The following is a 17379-nucleotide window of genomic DNA, read 5'->3' as shown; positions in this document are numbered from 1 at the left end:
CTTCTTTCACAGCTCTTGCGCAGTTACGGACAGCTTGCGACGGCACGCAAGCGACAATGCGGCACATGTTAAATACGCTGCATCGCAAAATTGCGTGAGCAGTAATTATCAGAAAACCAACGCATTTGTGTTGCGACCTCGTCAACTGATTCTGCTTATGTTAGACTTAGGTCTCAAGCAGGGAAGCAGGGAGGTCACCACGATGTCAGCAGTTGCTGAAGTGTTGTCGGCCGTCGCGTATCATCGCGATCCGCGTTGTAGCGAGTTGCCCACCTGTCCAGTCTGCGCTGACTCCATGGTCGCCGCCGAAGCATCTGCCTACGTCTCGGACCAGATGATCTCGTATCTCTGGACCTGCGACAATTGCGGCTACGGCTTCGTGACCAAGCACGCCGTCAAGCAACGGATCGTCTGCAATTGACGTTGCGCCGTTGATCAGCGCGGGGCGATGTCGCCCCTCGACCAGTCTGCGCGCGTACGCTGATAGAACTCCTCGAACGTTCCGTGTGCGATCGCGTCCCTGATGCCCTGCATCAGGAACTGGTAGTAGGCGATATTGATCTCGGACAGCAGCATCGCCCCCAACGTCTCGCCGGCCTTGACGAGATGGTGCAGATAGGCGCGCGCGTAGTTGCGCGCCGACGGCCACGTGCTCGCCTCATCGAGCGGACGCGGATCGTCGGCGTGGCGCGCGTTGCGCAAATTGACCTGGCCGAAGCGCGTGAAGGCGACGCCATGGCGGCCATTCCGCGTCGGCATCACGCAATCGAACATGTCGACGCCGCGCTTCACTGCTTCGAGGATGTCGTCAGGCGTGCCGACGCCCATCAGATAGCGCGGCCGGTCGGTCGGCAGCGCCGGCGCGGTCTCGTCGATCATCGCCAGCATCACCGCCTGAGGCTCGCCGACGGCAAGGCCGCCGATCGCATAGCCATGGAAACCCATCTCGACCAGGCCCTGCGCGCTCGCGTGACGAAGCTGCGGGATGTCGCCGCCCTGCACGATGCCGAACAGCATGTAACCGTCAGGCGCGCTTTCGAAGGCGCGCTTTGAGCGCTCGGCCCAGCGCAGCGACAGCCGCATCGCGCGCTCGATATCGTCACGCTCGGCCGGCAGCCGCACGCATTCGTCCATCTGCATGGCGATGTCGGAACCGAGGAAGCGCTGCACCTCGATCGAGCGCTCCGGCGACAGCTCGACCTTGGCGCCGTCGATATGCGAGCGGAAAGTCACGGCGTGCTCGCTGACCTTGCGTAAGTCGGCGAGCGACATCACCTGGAAGCCGCCGGAATCGGTCAGCATTGGCCCGTTCCAGCCGGTGAACCGCTGCAATCCGCCGAGCGCCGCAATCCGCTCCGCGCCGGGACGCAGCATCAGGTGATAGGTGTTGCCGAGCACGATGTCGGCGCCGGCCTCGCGCACCTCGCGCCAGTGCATGCCTTTCATGGCGCCGGCGGTTCCGACCGGCATGAAGGCGGGCGTGCGGACCATGCCATGCGGCGTGGTCAGGCGCCCGGTGCGCGCGGCGCCATCGGTGGCGAGCAGTTCGAAATGATTGGGTAGAGTCATGGCCGTGCTTATTGCGTGTCGGGGGATGCCGATCAACCCGCCCGGACCGCGCCATGCTCCAGACTGGGACACAACGGGCGCGGATATTTCCACGCGCCGCGCTTGTTAAATAAAACGATACAGTGTAGTTTTACCGTGGGGCTGGACGAGATGCCGCGGCAAAGTTGCCGGCGGCCTTAGATGCGTGATCGCCAGCCACCGACGATGCCCCCCGCTTCATGTTCGACCGAGATGTCCGGCCCCACGCGCGGCTGGATCACGCAGGCAGGTGCCCGCCTGACCGGCGCCCTGGCCCTGACGTGCAGTCTGGCGCTCGCGGCCTGCACGTCCCTGCCCCGCACGCCCTATACGGCAGCTGAGGCCAGCGCATCGCGTGTGCTCGATATCGACGGCCTCAGGCGCTATGCCGACGAGCCGGTCACGAAATTCAGCTTCGAGAAGGACACCAGCACCGCGACGAAAACCTATCTGGCGCTCTCGGGCGGCGGCGCCGACGGTGCCTATGGCGTCGGCGTGCTCAACGGCTGGACCGCGGCCAAAACCCGTCCGACCTTCTCGGTCGTCTCGGGCGTGAGCACCGGCGGCCTGATCGCGCCATTTGCGTTTCTGGGGCCGCAATACGACGACACGCTGAGAGAGGTCTACACCAGCGGCATCGCGGAGAGCCTCCTGAACGACCCCAGCATCGTGCGCGTGCTGTTCGGATCCGGCCTGTTCGGCAACACGCGGCTGCGCGAGCTGGTCGCCCGCTATGTCGGGCCGGAGATCCTGGCGCAGGTCGCGCGCGAGAATGCCAAGGGCCGAAGGCTGCTGGTGGTCACGACCGATCTCGACACCCAGCGGACCGCGATCTGGGACATGGGCAAGATCGCAGCCGTCGGCACGCCCGAGGCGCTCAAGCTGTTTCGCGACGTCATGGCCGCCTCCGCCAGCATTCCGCTGGTGTTTCCACCGATCATGATCGACGCCGAAGGCCAGGGCCGCAAATTTCAGGAGATGCACGTCGACGGCGGCGTGACGGCGCCGGTGCTGACGCTGCCGGAGGCCCTGCTATTCCAGGGCAGCCGCCTGCCGGGCACCGCGAAGATGGACATCTACATCCTCGTCAACAAGAAGATCGAACGCAATTTCGAGCTGGTTTCCAACAGCACCATCGACGTCGCCTCGCGCAGCCTGTCGGCGATCACGCAGTCGCAGACGCGCTCGATCATCTTCTCCACCTACGATTTCGCCAAGCGCAACCGCCTTGGCTTCCATCTGTCCTACATCGCGCGCGATTATCCCGCTCCGCCGTCGGAAGGGTTCGACACCGCTTATATGCGGGCGCTGTACCAGTACGGATATGAGAAGGCGGCGGCGGGCGAGGCCTGGACCTCGACGCTCCCATGAGCACGTCGTGACGGAACGAGGTCGTATCGAGACCGTTGACGATACGGCCAATTCGGCCAGATTCGCGATGACGCCCTCGCTCCCGCGCGATATAGAGCGAATGACAGGCAACGCGCAGGAATCATTGGGCATGGGATTGACTGCGACCAGGACAAGATCGGCAGCGCAACGGCGCGAGGTGCCGAAATCGCGTGGCGGCCGGCCGACCAAAACCGCCGCGATCGAGCGCGACCAGCGGCTGATCGAGGTCGCCACCCGCCTGTTCCTGGACCGCGGTTTTGATGCGACCTCGCTCGACGCGGTCGCCGAAGCTGCACGGGTCAGCAAGCCGACCGTCTATTCCCGTTACGGCGACAAGCGCGGCCTGTTTGCCGCCGTGCTGAGGCGCGAGATCGAGCGCTGGCTTGCGCCGCTGTCGGCGGCGGCGGAGACGCAGCTCTCCAGCGCCTCGGATATCCCTGTCGAGCAGCGCCTGGTCGAGATCGGGCGCGAAATGCTGACCTTCACCTGCGGACCCGATGCCGTCGCCTTCAGCCGCATGATGACGTCACAGGCCATCAACTTCCCCGACGTCGCCAAGCTCGGCAAGGAGGAAGGCTGGCTCAAGGCCGTCTCCACCACGGCGCGCTTCTTCGACCATCTGGTGGCGCAAGGCGCGCTCGACCTCGAGGACACGACGATCGCAGCGGAAGTGTTCCTCGACGTCGTCGTCGGCCACACCCACCGCATGGCGACGTTCGGAATGGCGCTCGAGATGAAGCCGGCGGAAAAGCGCATGCGCGCCGCCATCAAGCTGTTCCTGGCCGGTGCGCTCGGCCCTGCGGCCCGCGTCCAAGACGCGGCTAAAGGCCCGCAACGGCGGCGTCCCTCCCGCTGACAATTCCGTGAGCTTGCGATCTATCCCCTGGGCGAGCGCGCCCTCGCCATTGACCAAAATAAAACGATACGGTATGGTTTAGTTATAGGTGAGGCGGACCGCTTTTTTCACCAGCCCCAAAAGAGGTCCGTATCGCCAAGATCGCCGCGACGGGTACAGCCCGCCACGACGCTCCGCGGCCGACCGATGCCCAAGGTCGGCCGCGTCTACTCTGGGTGACCAAGCCCGCTCGCCGACCAAAGGTTTCGAGCATGACGACAGCCACACGATGGACCTTGCCGTTGCTGGCGATCAGCCTGTCCGCGCTTCTCTTGGCCGCGCCCGCGCGAGCGATCGTGACCGCGGGGACGCCGACCTCCCTGCACAGCGACACAGATGGGGATGCCGAGGCCGACCGCCAAGCGGTCAGCCGCGAGATCGAACGCTTCCGCAGCTCGTCGATCTCGATCAGCCAGGCCATGGCGATCGCCGAGGCCCGTCACGCCGGCGCCACCACCGCGGATGTGAGTTTTGACGGCGGCTCCGGCGTGCCGGTCTACCGCGTGAAGACCCTGCACAACGACCGGATCTGGCGCCATACCATCAACGCCAGGACCGGCGAGCTCGTCGGCGGCGAGGCCGCCCTTCCCCTTGCCGAGCTCGACCTCGAGGACCGCGACAACCTCGCAGCGCTCGGCGCGATCAGGCACCGCCTCGTGGACGCCGTACGCGTCGCCGAGCGCGCCGCCTCGGGCAAGGCGATCAGCGGGGGCCTCGTGCGCGAACGCGGTCGGCTGAATTTCTCGATCGTCGTCGTCAGCGGCGACGATCTCAAGGAGGTCACCCTCGAGCCGCCGGGTGCCCGGGCCAAGTAGCGGCGGCCACATTCCCGCCGAAAAGCCATTGACGGGCGCCAGACTCTCCCGCATAAGTCGCCGCCATGTTCACGACCACCAAACGCACGACCAAAACCACCACGGCCTTCGGGGCCCGGGGAGGCGTGCGCGTGTAGTCGTCGACTAAAACGCATCAGGTCTACCGAAGCCCCGCCCTCGATGGTCCGGGGCTTTTTTGTTGTCTCAATCGATCTCAATGGAGGACAAAGTGAGTAACGATCCCGTCGTCGCGATTGTCGGCGTCACCGGTGCGGTGGGCGCCGAATTCATCGCCACCATGGACAAGCGCGGCTTCCGCGTCGGCAAGCTCAAGGCGCTGGCGAGCGCCCGCTCGGCCGGCAAGACGGTGTCGTTCCGCGGCCAGACCGTCGTCATCGAGGAGCTGACCGAGCGCGCCTTCGAGGGCGTCGACATCGCGCTGTTTTCGGCCGGCAGCGGCATCTCCAAGAAGTTCGCGCCGATTGCGGTCAAGTCGGGCGCCGTCGTCGTCGACAACTCCTCCGCCTTCCGCATGGATCCGAACGTGCCGCTGGTGATCCCCGAGGTGAACGGCAACCGCATCCGCGACCACAAGGGCATCATCGCCAACCCGAACTGCGCCGCCATCACCGCACTGGTGCCGCTCTGGCCGATCCACCAGAAGAACCGCATCAAGCGCGTCATCATCTCGACGTATCAGGCCGCCTCCGGCGCCGGCGCCGCGGCGATGGAGGAGCTCGTCGAGTCCACCCGCGCCAATCTCAACGGGCAGGTCTATACGCCCAAGGTGATGCCGCACCCCTACGCCTTCAATCTCTTCAACCACAATACGGCCGTCGACCCTGACACCGGCTACAACGACGAAGAGACCAAGGTCATCAAGGAGACCCGCAAGATCTTCGAGGACGAGAAGATCGCAATCGGTGTGACCTGCGTCCGCGTGCCGGTGCTGCGCGCCCATTGCGAGGCCATCACCTTCGAATGCGAGAAGGAGATCACCGAGGACCAGGTTCGCGCGATCATGGCGCAGGCGCCAGGCGTGAAGGTGGTCGACGACCGCGCCAGGAACTATTTCCCAATGCCGATCGACGCCTCAGGGCAAGACGACGTCCTCGTCGGCCGCATCCGCAAGGATCTCAGCGATCCCTCCGGGCATTCGATCTCGATGTTCGTGGCGGCCGATCAGCTGCTCAAGGGCGCCGCGCTGAATGCCGTGCAGATCGCAGAGCTGCTGCCGCAGCGGGTGATGGCGTAACCGGTGCTGTAGGAACAGGTATCGTAGGGTGGGCAAAGGCGCGCAAGCGCCGTGCCCACCACTTCTCTCGTGCATTCAAGAAAGAAGACGTGGGCACGCTTCGCTTTGCCCACCATACGGCGCCGGCGCTAGCCGTCTGCCCGGAACAGCAGACACGCATCCCCATACGAGTAGAACCGGTACTCATTCGCAACGGCGTGCGCATAGGCCTGCTTCATCGTCTCCAACCCCGCGAATGCCGACACCAGCATGAACAGCGTCGACTTCGGCAGGTGGAAATTCGTCATCAGGACATCGACGGCCCGGAAGCGGTAGCCGGGCGTGATGAAGATCGAGGTCTCCGCCGTAAACGGCTGGATGGTGCCGTCTTCGCTCGCCGCGCTTTCGAGCAGCCTTAGCGACGTTGTGCCGACGGCGACGATGCGGCCGCCGTTCTTCCGCGCAGTGTTGAGCCGCTCCGCCGTCTCGGCCGAGATGGTGCCCCACTCCGCATGCATCTTGTGGCCGTCGGTGTCGTCCACCTTCACGGGGAGGAACGTCCCTGCCCCGACATGCAGCGTGACGCGGTTGATGCCGACGCCGCGCGCGTGCAATGCCTGCTCAAGCGCCGCCGTGAAATGCAGGCCCGCGGTCGGCGCTGCGACCGCGCCTTCATTGGCTGCGAACATGGTCTGGTAGTCCGCAAGATCCTGATCGTCGGGCGTGCGCTTGGAGGCGATGTAGGGCGGCAGCGGCGGGCTGCCGAGATCGGCGATGGCCTGGTCGAGTGCGGGCCCATGGAACGAGAACGACAGCGTCACCTCGCCCTCGCTGCCCTTGGCCTCGACCTCGGCGTCGAGATGGCCGAGCAGGCAGATCTTGCCCTCATTGCCGAAGCGGATGCGGTCGCCGGCAACAAGCTTCTTCGCCGGCTTCACCAGCGCCTGCCAGCGCGAGCCGTCGAGACGCTTGATCAACGTCGCCTCGATCTTCGGCTCGGTCTCGCGGCCGATGCGGCGACCCTTCAATTGTGCCGCGATCACCTTGGTGTCGTTGACGACGAGCTGGTCACCCGCCTTCAGCCATTGCGGCAGATCAGCGATGGACTGGTCGCGCAGCGCGCCGCCCTCCACGACCAGCATCTTCGCGGAGTCGCGCGGGCTCGCCGGGCGCAACGCGATGCGCTCGGCGGGCAGATCGAAGTCGAAGAGATCGGTGCGCATGTCTCACTAGCGCCGTCATTCCGGACGCCGCGCCTCGAGCGCGGCGATCCGGAATCCCGAGATTGTGGTGCGAGATTCCGGGTTCGCGCTTCGCGCGCCCCGGAATGACGGGCAACTATTCCTTATCCGCCGCCATCCGCGCCTTGACGATCTTGTCGGGGTTCTGCACCGGCTCGCCGCGCTTGATCTTGTCGACGTTCTCCATGCCCTCGGTGACCTTGCCCCACACCGTGTACTGGTTGTCGAGGAAGCGGGCGTCGTCGAAGCAGATGAAGAACTGGCTGTCGCCGGAATCGGGATTGGCGGCGCGGGCCATCGAGGCGGTGCCGCGCACATGCGGCTCCTTGTTGAACTCGGCCTTCAGCTTCTTGCCGGAGCCGCCGGTGCCGGTGCCGTGCGGGCAGCCGGTCTGCGCCATGAAACCCTCGATGACGCGGTGGAATACGATGCCGTCGTAGAAGCCTTCGCGGACCAGCTCCTTGATGCGCGCGACATGACCGGGCGCGAGGTCAGGCCGCATCTCGATGGTAACGGGGCCCTGCGTGGTCTCGAGGATCAGGGTGTTTTCGGTGGCGCTCATGCTCGTCTCTCTTGCGTTGGAGGTGAAGTCTTACGATTACGGAACTGGATCACGAATGGACGCCCCGCGGCCGCGCCGGCCATTGCATCGGTAAATGGCACTGGCGTGCAGCGTTGCAACGCCTCCATCACAGCGATCCGGTATTGCAGCCGGTCATTGTCGGAGGCCTCCGCGGATTCATAGGTAATCCTCGGATGGCCCAGAATGTTTCCGGACCGGTTAAAGCTCACGACGACGGTGATGTCGATAGGGCGGGCCTTGGCGGGCGGCGGCGGCTTCCAGCAGGTCCGCAGGTGCCGGAAGATGTCCTGGATGGTGTTGACCGGCGCGTCCTCGGCGGCCGCACTGGAGACGCCGGAGAGCAGCACCGCGGCAGTCAGCAGAAGCCTTTTGCCGCAGCGCGCCATGGCTCCATCCTTGCCTACTTGATGTCGGAGGCGACCTGCACCTTCACCATCTTGTCGGGATCGGTGACGGTGCCGCCGGGGGAGCCGGGCGGAGCCTTCTTCAGCTTGTCGACGACGTCCATGCCCTGCACGACCTCGCCGATCACGGTGTACTGGTTATCGAGGCTGCCGCCGTCGGCGAACATGATGAAGAACTGCGAGTTGGCGCTGTCGACGCTGTCGCCGCGCCGGGCCATGCCGACGATGCCGCGCGCGAAATGCACCTTGGAGAATTCCTGCTTCAAGTTCGGATATTTCGAGCCGCCGGTGCCGTTGCCGTTCTGGCCGTCGCCGGTCTGGGCCATGAAGCCGTCCATGACGCGGTGGAACGGCACGTTGTTGTAGAAGCCCTCACGCGCGAGCTGCTTGAGGCGCTCGGCATGCTGGGGCGCGATGTCGGTCCGCAGCTTGATGACGATGCGGCCCTTGGTGGTGTCGATCACGAGCGCATTGGCCTTGTCGAGATTGGCCGGCAGCTGCTGCGCCACCGCCGGGACCGCGCTCAAGGGAACGGCCACGAGCGCGACGAACATCGTGGCAAGAATTGCGAGACGACGGATCATGGAAACTCCGGATCAGGTGAGATGAAAAAGCGCGCCGTTATCCGGCGAATTTTGCCTTGAGCAGGTTTGCGACGAGCGGCGGGACGAAGGCCGAGACATCTCCGCCCATGCCGGCGATCTGACGCACCAATGTGCCGGTAATCGGGCGCACCAGCGGAGAGGCCGGCAGGAAGACGGTTTGCACCTCGGGCGCCATCGTGCCGTTCATGCCGGCGAGCTGCATCTCGTAGTCGAGGTCGGTGCCGTCGCGCAGGCCCCGGATCATGATGGTCGCACCGTATTTGCGCGCCGCGGTGACGGCGAGATCGTCGTAGGTCACGGCCTCGAGCGTGCAGCCGCCCTGGGCTGCCACCGGCCCACAGACGTCATGGAGCATCTTGAGCCGCTCCTCGGTCGAAAACAGAGGCTTCTTGCCGGGATGGATTCCGACAGCGACCACCAGCCGGTCGCACAGCGGGACACTGCTCCGGACCACGTCCAGATGGCCGTTGGTGATGGGGTCGAAGGAACCTGGGTAGAAGGCAATGCGCGGCATGGCCACGTCCTACCGCGCCCGGCCCGGCGCGGCAAGCCAGACAGGTTCCCTGCCCGTTTCCCGCAGATTCTACCGCCCATCCTGTCGGCGGCGGCCCATTTGTTTCGTCCTCGGGGCGGCCACGAAACAAAACGGAGCGCGAACGAAACCATTTCCGACATCCGCGAAGACGTCCGGAAACTGGCCATGGTTACTAATCCGCCCAACAAACGACGGGCCGCACACTGGGCGTCGCGGCCGCATCACAGGGGACTGTCAATGATCAAGGCTCTCTCGGCGATCGCCATCTCTGCGTGTGTTGCTGCCGCCCTCACCCTCCTGCCCGGCTTTGCCCCGAAGGTCGAGGCCAGCGTTCCGCAGCCGCTCGCCAAGAGCGACCGTCTCGATATCCGCACCATCGGCAAGGATTGCTCCCAGCAGGCCTGGCCGAATTTCGAAGCCTCGTGCCTGCGCCGCGCCGGCACCAAGGCTGATGTCCGCGAGGCGCGCCTCGTGACCGCGGATCGCACGCCGTAGTTGCGGTTGTCAGCTTCGCGTCAGAAAAGCTTCCTGATATAAATTTCATGGATATTTGCGACGTCTCGTCGCAGACTGTCTGATGTTCGCGCCCGTCGGAATGGCCCGCCGGGCGCGATCCCATCGGGGGGTCGCCATTGTCCAGTACACCCGCAATCGCCTCCGGCCATCATCATCCTGATCCGCTGCCGCTTGCCATGACCATGGGCGCCCTCGGGGTGGTCTATGGTGATATCGGCACCAGCCCCCTTTACGCCCTGAAGGAAGCCGCCAAGGCTGCAGCCCATGGCGGCACGCTAAGTCACGACGCTGTCCTGGGGGTTGCTTCGCTGATCCTCTGGGCGCTGCTGCTGATCATCTCGCTGAAATACGCGCTGCTGATCCTGCGCGCGGACAATCGCGGCGAAGGCGGCATCGTCGCTCTCCTGGCCCTGCTCCACGCCCGCAACGCCCAGTCCGGCACCTGGCGCGCGCATCTGCTCGTGGTCGGCCTCGTCGGCGCCGCCTTGCTCTATGGCGACGGCGCGATCACGCCGGCGATCTCGGTGCTGTCAGCCATCGAGGGCCTCAAGGTCGACGCGCCCTCGCTCGCGCCTGTGGTGGTGCCCGTCACCGTCGCCATCCTGATCGGGCTGTTCATGATGCAGAAGCAGGGCACCGGCTTCATCGGCCGCATCTTCGGGCCGGTGATGCTGGCCTGGTTCGGCGTACTCGCCGCCCTCGGCGTCCACGGCATTGTCAAGGCGCCGGCGGTGCTGGCCGCGCTCAGCCCGTTCTATGCCTTCAACTTCCTGATCCACCAGGACTTCCACATCTCGTTCGGAATCCTCGGCGCGGCCTTCCTCGCGGTGACCGGCGGCGAGGCCATGTATGCCGACATGGGGCATTTCGGCCGCCTGCCGATCCGGCTCGCCTGGTTCGCGATCTGCCTGCCCGCGCTGGTGCTGAACTATTTCGGCCAGGCCGCGCTGCTGATCACCGATCCCAGCATGATCGAGAATCCGTTCTTCCAGCTCTGCCCCGATGCCCTGCATTATCCGCTGGTCGCGTTCTCCGCGGTCGCCACCGTGATCGCGTCGCAGGCGATCATCTCCGGCGTGTTCTCGCTGACCCAGCAGTCGATCCAGCTCGGCTTTTTGCCGCGCATGCAGATCCGCCACACCACGAGCCATGCGATCGGCCAGATCTACGTGCCGCTGGTGAACTGGCTGCTGGCGGCGGCAACGCTCGGCGCGGTCTTGAGCTTCGGCACCTCGGACGCGCTCGCCGGCGCCTACGGCATCGCGGTGTCGCTGCTGATGGCGATCACGACGCTGCTCGCCGCCCTGGTTGCGATCCAGTGGGGCTATTCGCCCTGGCTGGTCGTGGTCGTGAACGGCTTCTTCTTCGTGATCGACGTGATCTTCTTCTCCGCCAATTCGATCAAGCTGTTCGAGGGCGGCTGGTTTCCGCTGCTGCTCGCAGCCCTCGTCGCCTTCCTGATGCTGACCTGGCGCAGCGGCGTGAAGCTGGTCGAGGCCGCGCGCGGCCGCCTGCGCCAGCCCGAGGAGGATTTGATCGAGACGGCGGTGAACAAGTGCAGCGCGCGGCTGCCGGGCACGGCCGTGTTCCTGGCCTCGGCAGCGAAAGGCGTGCCGCTGGCGCTGACGCAGTTCGTCAAGCACAACCACGTCCTGCACGAGCGCATCGTGCTCGTCACCGTCCTGATCGAGGAATCCCCGCACATCGCCGAAGCGGACCGCGCCGAGGTGAGCGAGATCATCTCCGGCATCACCCGCGTGATCCTGCATTACGGCTTCATGCAGAACCCGACGATCTACGAGGGACTGACGCTCGCCTGCCGCCAGGGCAAGCTGCCCGGTATCGACCTCTCCGACATCACCTATTATGTCGGCCGCGAGACCATCATCCCGCGCGAGGACGTTCCCGGCATGTGGGTCTGGCGCGAAGGCCTGTTCGCCTTCCTTCAGCGCAACGCCGAACGCTCAGCCGCGTTCTTCGGCGTGCCGACCAAACAGGTCGTGGAGTTCGGAACGGAGCTGGAGATTTAGCGCAGCCCGGATGAGCGAAGCGTAATCCGGGATACGGGCGCGACACTGTCGGTGTCGTCCCCGCGAACGCGAGGACCCATAACCACAGGAAGTGTTTGGCGAAGACTCGCGGTCGCAAATCTCGCGCGACAACTTTTCCCTGTGGCTATGGGTCCCGGATCTGCGCGCGCCTAAGGGCGCGCTTGTCCGGGACGACAGTGGAGTGTGGGGGGCGCGCGCTACGCCCCGTTGCCGTTCTCGCCGTTGCCGCTCTCGGCCTCTTCCGTGATGTGCTCGACCGAGACCACGTGCTCGTCCTCGGCGGTATCGAACACGATGACGCCCTGGGTCGAGCGGCCGGCGATGCGGATGCCTTCGACCGGGCAGCGGATCAGCTGGCCCTTGTCGGTGACCAGCATGATCTGGTCCGCATCCTCCACGGGGAAGGACGCAACCAGGTTGCCGTTGCGGTTGTTGACGCTCATGGCGACGATGCCTTTGCCGCCGCGCCCCGTCGTGCGGTACTCGTAGGACGAGGTCCGCTTGCCATAGCCGTTGACGGAGACGGTCAGCACGACCTGCTCCTGCGCCGACATCTCGACATAACGCTCCTGGGCGAGCTGGAAGCTGCCGGAGGTCTCCTCGGCCTCCGTATCCGCGGCCCCCTCTTCGGCCGCGGTTTCACCGGCGACCGCGCGGCGCATCTTCAGGTAAGCCGAACGCTCGTCGGATGTGGTCTCGACATGGCGCAGGATCGCCAGCGAGATCACCTTGTCGCCCTCGCCGAGCGCAATGCCGCGCACGCCCATCGAGGTGCGGCCGGTGAACACGCGCACGTCGGGGACCGGGAAGCGGATGCACTGCCCGCCCGCAGCGGTCAGCAGCACGTCGTCGCGCTCAGTGCAGATCTGGACGTCGACGATCGCCTCGCCGTCGTCGAGCTTCATGGCGATGATGCCGGAGCGGCGGACGTCGACGAAGTCGGACAGCTTGTTGCGCCGGACATTGCCGCCGGTCGTCGCGAACATCACATCCAACTGGGCCCAGGTGGACTCATCCTCGGGCAGCGGCATGATGGTGGTGATGCGCTCGCCCTGCTCCAGCGGCAGGATGTTGATCAGCGCCTTGCCGCGCGCGTTCGGCGCAGCCATCGGCAGGCGCCAGACCTTCTCCTTGTAGACCTGGCCGCGCGACGAGAAGAACAGCACCGGAGTATGAGTCGATGCGACAAAGAGCCGGCTGACGAAGTCCTCGTCGCGGGTCTGCATGCCGGCGCGGCCCTTGCCGCCGCGGCGCTGCGCCCGGTAGGCCGACAGCGGCACGCGCTTGACGTAGCCGGCGTGCGAGACGGTGACGACCATGTCCTCGCGCTGGATCAGGTCCTCGTCCTCGACCTCGCCTTCCTGCTCCATGATCACGGTGCGGCGCGGGGTGGCGAACTCGGCCTTCACCTCGGCAAGCTCGGTCTTGATGATGTCGAGGATGCGCGCTCGGGAGCGCAGGATATCGAGATAGTCGCCGATCTCGCCGGCGAGCTTTGCCAGCTCTTCGCCGATCTCGTCGCGGCCGAGTGCGGTGAGGCGCGCCAGCCGCAGCTCGAGGATCGCCCTCGCCTGCTCCAGCGACAGACGGATGGTGCCGTCCTCGTTGATGCGATGGCGGGGATCGTCGATCAGCGTGATGATGTCCTCGACGTCGCGCGCAGGCCAGTCGCGCGTCATCAGGGTCTCGCGTGCGGCAGCCGGCGTCGGCGAATGCCGGATCACGCGGATGATCTCGTCGATATTGGCGACCGCGATCGCAAGGCCGACCTGCTCATGCGCGCGCTCGCGCGCCTTGCGCAGCTTGTACTTGGTGCGGCGGGTGACGACCTGCTCGCGGAAGCCGACGAAGATCGTCAGCATGTCCTTCAGGTTCATCGTCTGCGGACGGCCAGAGTCGAGCGCGACGGCATTGACGCCGAAAGAGGTCTGCAGCGGCGTGAACTTGTAGAGCTGGTTCAGCACCACGTCGGGCACGGCGTCGCGCTTGAGCTCGACGACGACGCGGTAGCCGTCGCGATCGGACTCGTCGCGCAGATCGGAGATACCCTCGATCTTCTTTTCCTTGTAGAGCTCGGCGATGCGCTCGACCATCGTCGCCTTGTTCACCTGATACGGAATCTCGGTGATGACGATCGCCTCGCGCTCTTTCCGGACCGTCTCGAACGTGACCTTGCCGCGCATCACGATCGAGCCGCGGCCGAGATGATAGGCGCTGCGGATGCCCTGGCGGCCCAGGATGATGCCGCCGGTCGGGAAATCCGGGCCCGGAATGATGTTGTTGAGCTCGTCGATGGTCAGCGAGGGGTTTTCGATCAGCGCGACACAGGCGTCGATGACCTCGCCGAGATTGTGCGGCGGGATGTTGGTGGCCATGCCGACCGCGATGCCGCCGGCGCCGTTGACCAGCAGGTTCGGGAACCGCGCCGGCAGGACCACCGGCTCCCGCTCGGAGCCGTCATAGTTGTCCTGGAAATCGACCGTGTCGTCGTCGATGTCCTCAAGCAGCTTCAGCGCGATCTTGGTCAGGCGGGATTCGGTGTAGCGCATCGCCGCCGGCGGATCGCCGTCGACCGAGCCGAAATTGCCCTGTCCGTCGATCAGGGGCGCGCGCATCGAGAAGTCCTGCGCCATGCGCACCAACGCGTCGTAGATCGCCTGGTCGCCATGGGGGTGGTACTTACCCATGACCTCACCGACGGCACCGGCGGACTTCTTGTGTTTCTTGTCCGGGGTGTCGCCGCGATTGTTCATCGCGTAGAGGATGCGGCGATGCACCGGCTTCAACCCGTCGCGCGCATCGGGCAGCGCACGCGACACGATCACGCTCATGGCGTAATCGAGGTAGGACTTCTTCATCTCCTCGTAGATCGAGACGGGGCGAATGTCCGAGGGTTGCGCCGGCTGGTCGCCGGGCTTGTTGTCGTCGTCAGCCAAGGGGAAATCCGGTGAGGTTTTATCTGGGAATCATATAGCGCATCGCCCCCCCGATAACCACCCTTGCAGGGCCAAGGGAAGCGCTTTTTCCGACTGTTTTTCCAGAGACTTACGCACTCCGCGCCGGTGCTGGAACAAGGCTCGAAATCGGCCGGCGCAAACCGCGCCTTAAGCCCCGAAAATCACCCGGTGCATGATCCGCCCGGGCACCAGCGTGAACAGCCCCGCCACCACCAGCGCACCGGCGAAAATGAAGATCATCATCCGCCGGTGATCGGCGACGCGATGGGTGTGCGCCCGCCACACCGCGAGCGGCAGCACGACGAGCGTGAAGATCGACAACAGATGGATCGGGCTGAACGGCCCGACCAGACGGATCTGGTGGATCCAGAACGACGAGGCGGCCACCGCGACCATCAGGAGGACCCAGATCCAGCCGATGGTCCGGTGCGGCAGCGTGCCCTTGGGCGCGGCGAACTGGACGAGGCCGAGCACGAAGGCGGCCATTGCGGCAAAGGCATGCAGCGGGATCGCTGGGGCGGCCTCAAGCAGCGGCGCGAGGTTCATGCGACGCGTCCTCCGATCGGCGGGAGAGCCATGTAAACAGGATTAACATTAAGTTAATACCATTCACATCATCGCCGGTCAAAGGCTTGAAGTAGCACTTGAGGCAGGCCCGGAAAAACCGAGCCTTGCCCGCCAATTGGTAAGGGATCCTGTCGCTTTACGCGAGCGGGCGCCGCTCGTGGAGAGACGCTCGCGAGCCTCAGAACGGGATGTCGTCGTCCATGTCGCTGTTGCGGCCACCGCCGCCAGCGGCCACGGGACGGCGCGGCGCGCTGCTGACGGGGCCCGAGGAGCCGAAATCGCCGCCCGGCTCGTCGCCGAAGCTGCCGCCTCCTCCGCCGCCGCCGCGGCCGTCGAGCATCGTCAGGGTCGAGTTGAAGCCCTGCAGCACGACCTCGGTGGAGTACTTCTCAGCGCCGCTCTGGTCGGTCCATTTGCGGGTCTGGAGCGCGCCCTCGATGTAAACCTTGGCGCCCTTCTTCAGGTACTGCTCGGCGACCTTGCAAAGACCTTCGTTGAAAATCACGACGCGGTGCCACTCGGTCTTTTCCTTGCGCTCGCCGCTGTTCTTGTCGCGCCAGGTCTCCGAGGTGGCGATGCTCAAATTCGCGATCGGCCGCCCGTCCTGGGTGCGGCGGATTTCAGGATCCTTGCCGAGATTTCCAACCAGAATGACCTTGTTGACGCTTCCCGCCATCGCCGCTCTCCACTCCAAATGCCACTGAATTCCGGAACGGCGCGCCCGCGCTGCCGCCTTGTTGAGCCGACCTATACGCTTACGAGCGCCGATCGGCCCGCCACACCCTCGGTTATCCCCACATATAGCATGGGCCCGAAATTTGTTCCAGATTTGTTCCTGTGAAAGAGAATGCAACCCAAGCGTGCATACCGGAACCCAGCGCCACTGTGCACGCCACAATGAATTGGAACCCGACCGCACGGAAAAACGCTTAACATTCATTAGGTTACTCGCAGACAATTGCCCAGCGACTGTTGCATTCCAGCGACGGATTCTGCCTGCCGGTTGAGCTAAAGTTACGTTGGAATTGTTCATATGGGCGTCGCGCCTGATTGACCGCTTTGGGGACCTCTGGAGCGGACGACACTGGGGAGACTGCAATGAAGAAAATTCTGTTTGGCACAATCGGTATCGTTGCGTTGGGTCTGTCTGCACCTGCGAGTGCAGCGGATCTTGCGGCGCGTCCCTACACCAAGGCGCCGCCGCCGATGGTTGCCACTATCTATGACTGGAGTGGCTTTTACATCGGCATCAACGGTGGCTGGGGTACGAGCCGCAATTGCTGGGACTTCGTGACGCCTGTCGTCGGCACGCTGATCACAGACGGTTGCCATGACGCATCGGGCGGCACGGTCGGTGGTCAGATCGGCTATCGTTGGCAGTCCGCCAACTGGGTGTTTGGCGTGGAAGGCCAAGGCAACTGGGCTGACTTCAGCGGAAACAACGTCAGCCCGACCGCCCCGGCTCAGCAGGACCGTACGCGGATCGATGCCTTCGGCCTGATTACTGGCCAGGTCGGCTATGCCTGGAATAATGTTTTGTTCTACGTAAAGGGCGGTGGCGCGGTCGTGGGCGACAAATACGACCTCATCGTCGGGCCAGGTTTCGTGGGTGCGGGCACTACCTTCGGTTCGGCCCGGGAAACCCGCTGGGGCGGAACGGTCGGCGCGGGTCTCGAATTTGGCTTCGCCCCAAACTGGTCGGTTGGCGTCGAGTATGATCACATCTTCCTCGGCCATCGTAACGTCGATTTCACCTTCGGCGGCGCGTTCGTTCAGACCGAACGCATCGGCCAGGACGTCGATATGGGCCTCGTTCGCGTGAACTATCGCTGGGGCGGCCCGGCCATCGCGAGATACTGATATCCATCTGATATCATTTGGAGATCAAAGGCCGGCCTCGCGCCGGCCTTTTTGCTGGATGCGAGCGGCGCGACAATGTGTCAGCAATTGTGACGTTTTGCGGCTGTCGTGGCTTTTGAGAGACACAACTTGCGGCT

17 protein-coding genes are annotated in these 17379 nt (G+C 64.7%); 8 read left to right on the top strand and 9 right to left on the bottom strand.

The genetic code is table 11. The annotated features are described in order from the left end of the window. Nucleotides 1-202: 202 nt before the first annotated feature. A complete protein-coding gene (locus BRAGE_RS0114505; RefSeq protein ID WP_027559266.1) occupies nt 203-421 on the top strand; it encodes a hypothetical protein in 219 nt (72 codons plus the stop codon). A gap of 14 nt (nt 422-435) precedes the next feature. On the opposite strand, the gene tgt is transcribed toward BRAGE_RS0114505, so the two are convergent. Continuing rightward, nucleotides 436-1569, bottom strand: coding sequence for a tRNA guanosine(34) transglycosylase Tgt (gene tgt / locus BRAGE_RS0114500; RefSeq protein ID WP_035729719.1), 1134 nt, complete (start codon nt 1567-1569; stop codon nt 436-438). A 231-nt stretch (nt 1570-1800) separates the two neighbouring features. Between tgt and BRAGE_RS0114495 the strand changes: the two genes are divergently transcribed. The 4 genes from BRAGE_RS0114495 to BRAGE_RS0114480 all read left to right on the top strand — a co-directional run bounded on the left by BRAGE_RS0114495 (nt 1801) and on the right by BRAGE_RS0114480 (nt 5944). Beyond that, a complete protein-coding gene (locus BRAGE_RS0114495) occupies nt 1801-2958 on the top strand; it encodes a patatin-like phospholipase family protein (protein ID WP_035729716.1) in 1158 nt (385 codons plus the stop codon). Nucleotides 2959-3088: 130 nt separating this feature from the next. After that, the gene (locus BRAGE_RS0114490; protein WP_027559269.1) at nt 3089-3835 is read left to right on the top strand and encodes a TetR/AcrR family transcriptional regulator; all 747 of its coding nucleotides are present in this window, start codon (nt 3089-3091) and stop codon (nt 3833-3835) included. A gap of 251 nt (nt 3836-4086) precedes the next feature. Next, entirely contained in the window at nt 4087-4689 is a 603-nt protein-coding gene (locus BRAGE_RS0114485; RefSeq protein ID WP_028146279.1) for a PepSY domain-containing protein, read from the top strand. Nucleotides 4690-4906: 217 nt separating this feature from the next. Further along, nucleotides 4907-5944 (top strand): aspartate-semialdehyde dehydrogenase, encoded by a 1038-nt coding sequence (locus BRAGE_RS0114480; protein WP_027559271.1) that lies wholly within the window; start codon nt 4907-4909, stop codon nt 5942-5944. 128 nt (nt 5945-6072) lie between these two features. Here the strand turns inward: BRAGE_RS0114480 and queA are convergent, their stop codons facing one another. From queA to coaD, 5 genes are all read right to left on the bottom strand, one after another. Further along, entirely contained in the window at nt 6073-7146 is a 1074-nt protein-coding gene (queA, locus tag BRAGE_RS0114475) for a tRNA preQ1(34) S-adenosylmethionine ribosyltransferase-isomerase QueA (RefSeq protein ID WP_027559272.1), read from the bottom strand. A gap of 115 nt (nt 7147-7261) precedes the next feature. After that, nucleotides 7262-7726, bottom strand: coding sequence for a peptidylprolyl isomerase (locus BRAGE_RS0114470; RefSeq protein WP_027559273.1), 465 nt, complete (start codon nt 7724-7726; stop codon nt 7262-7264). Continuing rightward, nucleotides 7723-8133, bottom strand: a complete 411-nt coding sequence (locus BRAGE_RS0114465) for a hypothetical protein (RefSeq protein ID WP_027559274.1) — start codon at nt 8131-8133, stop codon at nt 7723-7725. Before BRAGE_RS0114465 ends, BRAGE_RS0114470 begins: the two co-directional genes overlap by 4 nt. 14 nt (nt 8134-8147) lie before the next feature. Next, nucleotides 8148-8735 (bottom strand): peptidylprolyl isomerase, encoded by a 588-nt coding sequence (locus tag BRAGE_RS0114460; protein WP_027559275.1) that lies wholly within the window; start codon nt 8733-8735, stop codon nt 8148-8150. Between the two features lie 37 nt (nt 8736-8772). Next, complete coding sequence (gene coaD / locus BRAGE_RS0114455) at nt 8773-9270, bottom strand: pantetheine-phosphate adenylyltransferase (protein ID WP_027559276.1); 498 nt, start codon at nt 9268-9270, stop codon at nt 8773-8775. Between the two features lie 258 nt (nt 9271-9528). Between coaD and BRAGE_RS0114450 the strand changes: the two genes are divergently transcribed. Together BRAGE_RS0114450 and BRAGE_RS0114445 are read left to right on the top strand one after the other, a co-directional pair. Further along, entirely contained in the window at nt 9529-9786 is a 258-nt protein-coding gene (locus BRAGE_RS0114450) for a hypothetical protein (protein ID WP_027559277.1), read from the top strand. A gap of 197 nt (nt 9787-9983) precedes the next feature. Continuing rightward, nucleotides 9984-11837: a potassium transporter Kup gene (locus BRAGE_RS0114445; RefSeq protein WP_027559278.1), complete on the top strand. Its 1854-nt coding sequence runs from the start codon at nt 9984-9986 to the stop codon at nt 11835-11837. A gap of 218 nt (nt 11838-12055) precedes the next feature. Here the strand turns inward: BRAGE_RS0114445 and gyrA are convergent, their stop codons facing one another. The 3 genes from gyrA to BRAGE_RS0114430 form a co-directional block, all read right to left on the bottom strand. Beyond that, complete coding sequence (gyrA, locus tag BRAGE_RS0114440) at nt 12056-14794, bottom strand: DNA gyrase subunit A (protein WP_027559279.1); 2739 nt, start codon at nt 14792-14794, stop codon at nt 12056-12058. A 168-nt stretch (nt 14795-14962) separates the two neighbouring features. After that, a complete protein-coding gene (locus BRAGE_RS0114435; RefSeq protein ID WP_027559280.1) occupies nt 14963-15361 on the bottom strand; it encodes a DUF2306 domain-containing protein in 399 nt (132 codons plus the stop codon). Between the two features lie 199 nt (nt 15362-15560). Further along, nucleotides 15561-16058 (bottom strand): single-stranded DNA-binding protein, encoded by a 498-nt coding sequence (locus tag BRAGE_RS0114430; RefSeq protein ID WP_027559281.1) that lies wholly within the window; start codon nt 16056-16058, stop codon nt 15561-15563. Nucleotides 16059-16480: 422 nt separating this feature from the next. On the opposite strand from BRAGE_RS0114430, the gene BRAGE_RS0114425 reads away from it, so the two are divergent. Then, entirely contained in the window at nt 16481-17242 is a 762-nt protein-coding gene (locus BRAGE_RS0114425; RefSeq protein ID WP_027559282.1) for an outer membrane protein, read from the top strand. Nucleotides 17243-17379: the final 137 nt, after the last annotated feature.

It is taken from the genome of Bradyrhizobium genosp. SA-4 str. CB756, assembly GCF_000473125.1.
GTDB lineage: Bacteria > Pseudomonadota > Alphaproteobacteria > Rhizobiales > Xanthobacteraceae > Bradyrhizobium > Bradyrhizobium arachidis.
This window is presented reverse-complemented; position numbering and strand designations above follow the sequence as displayed.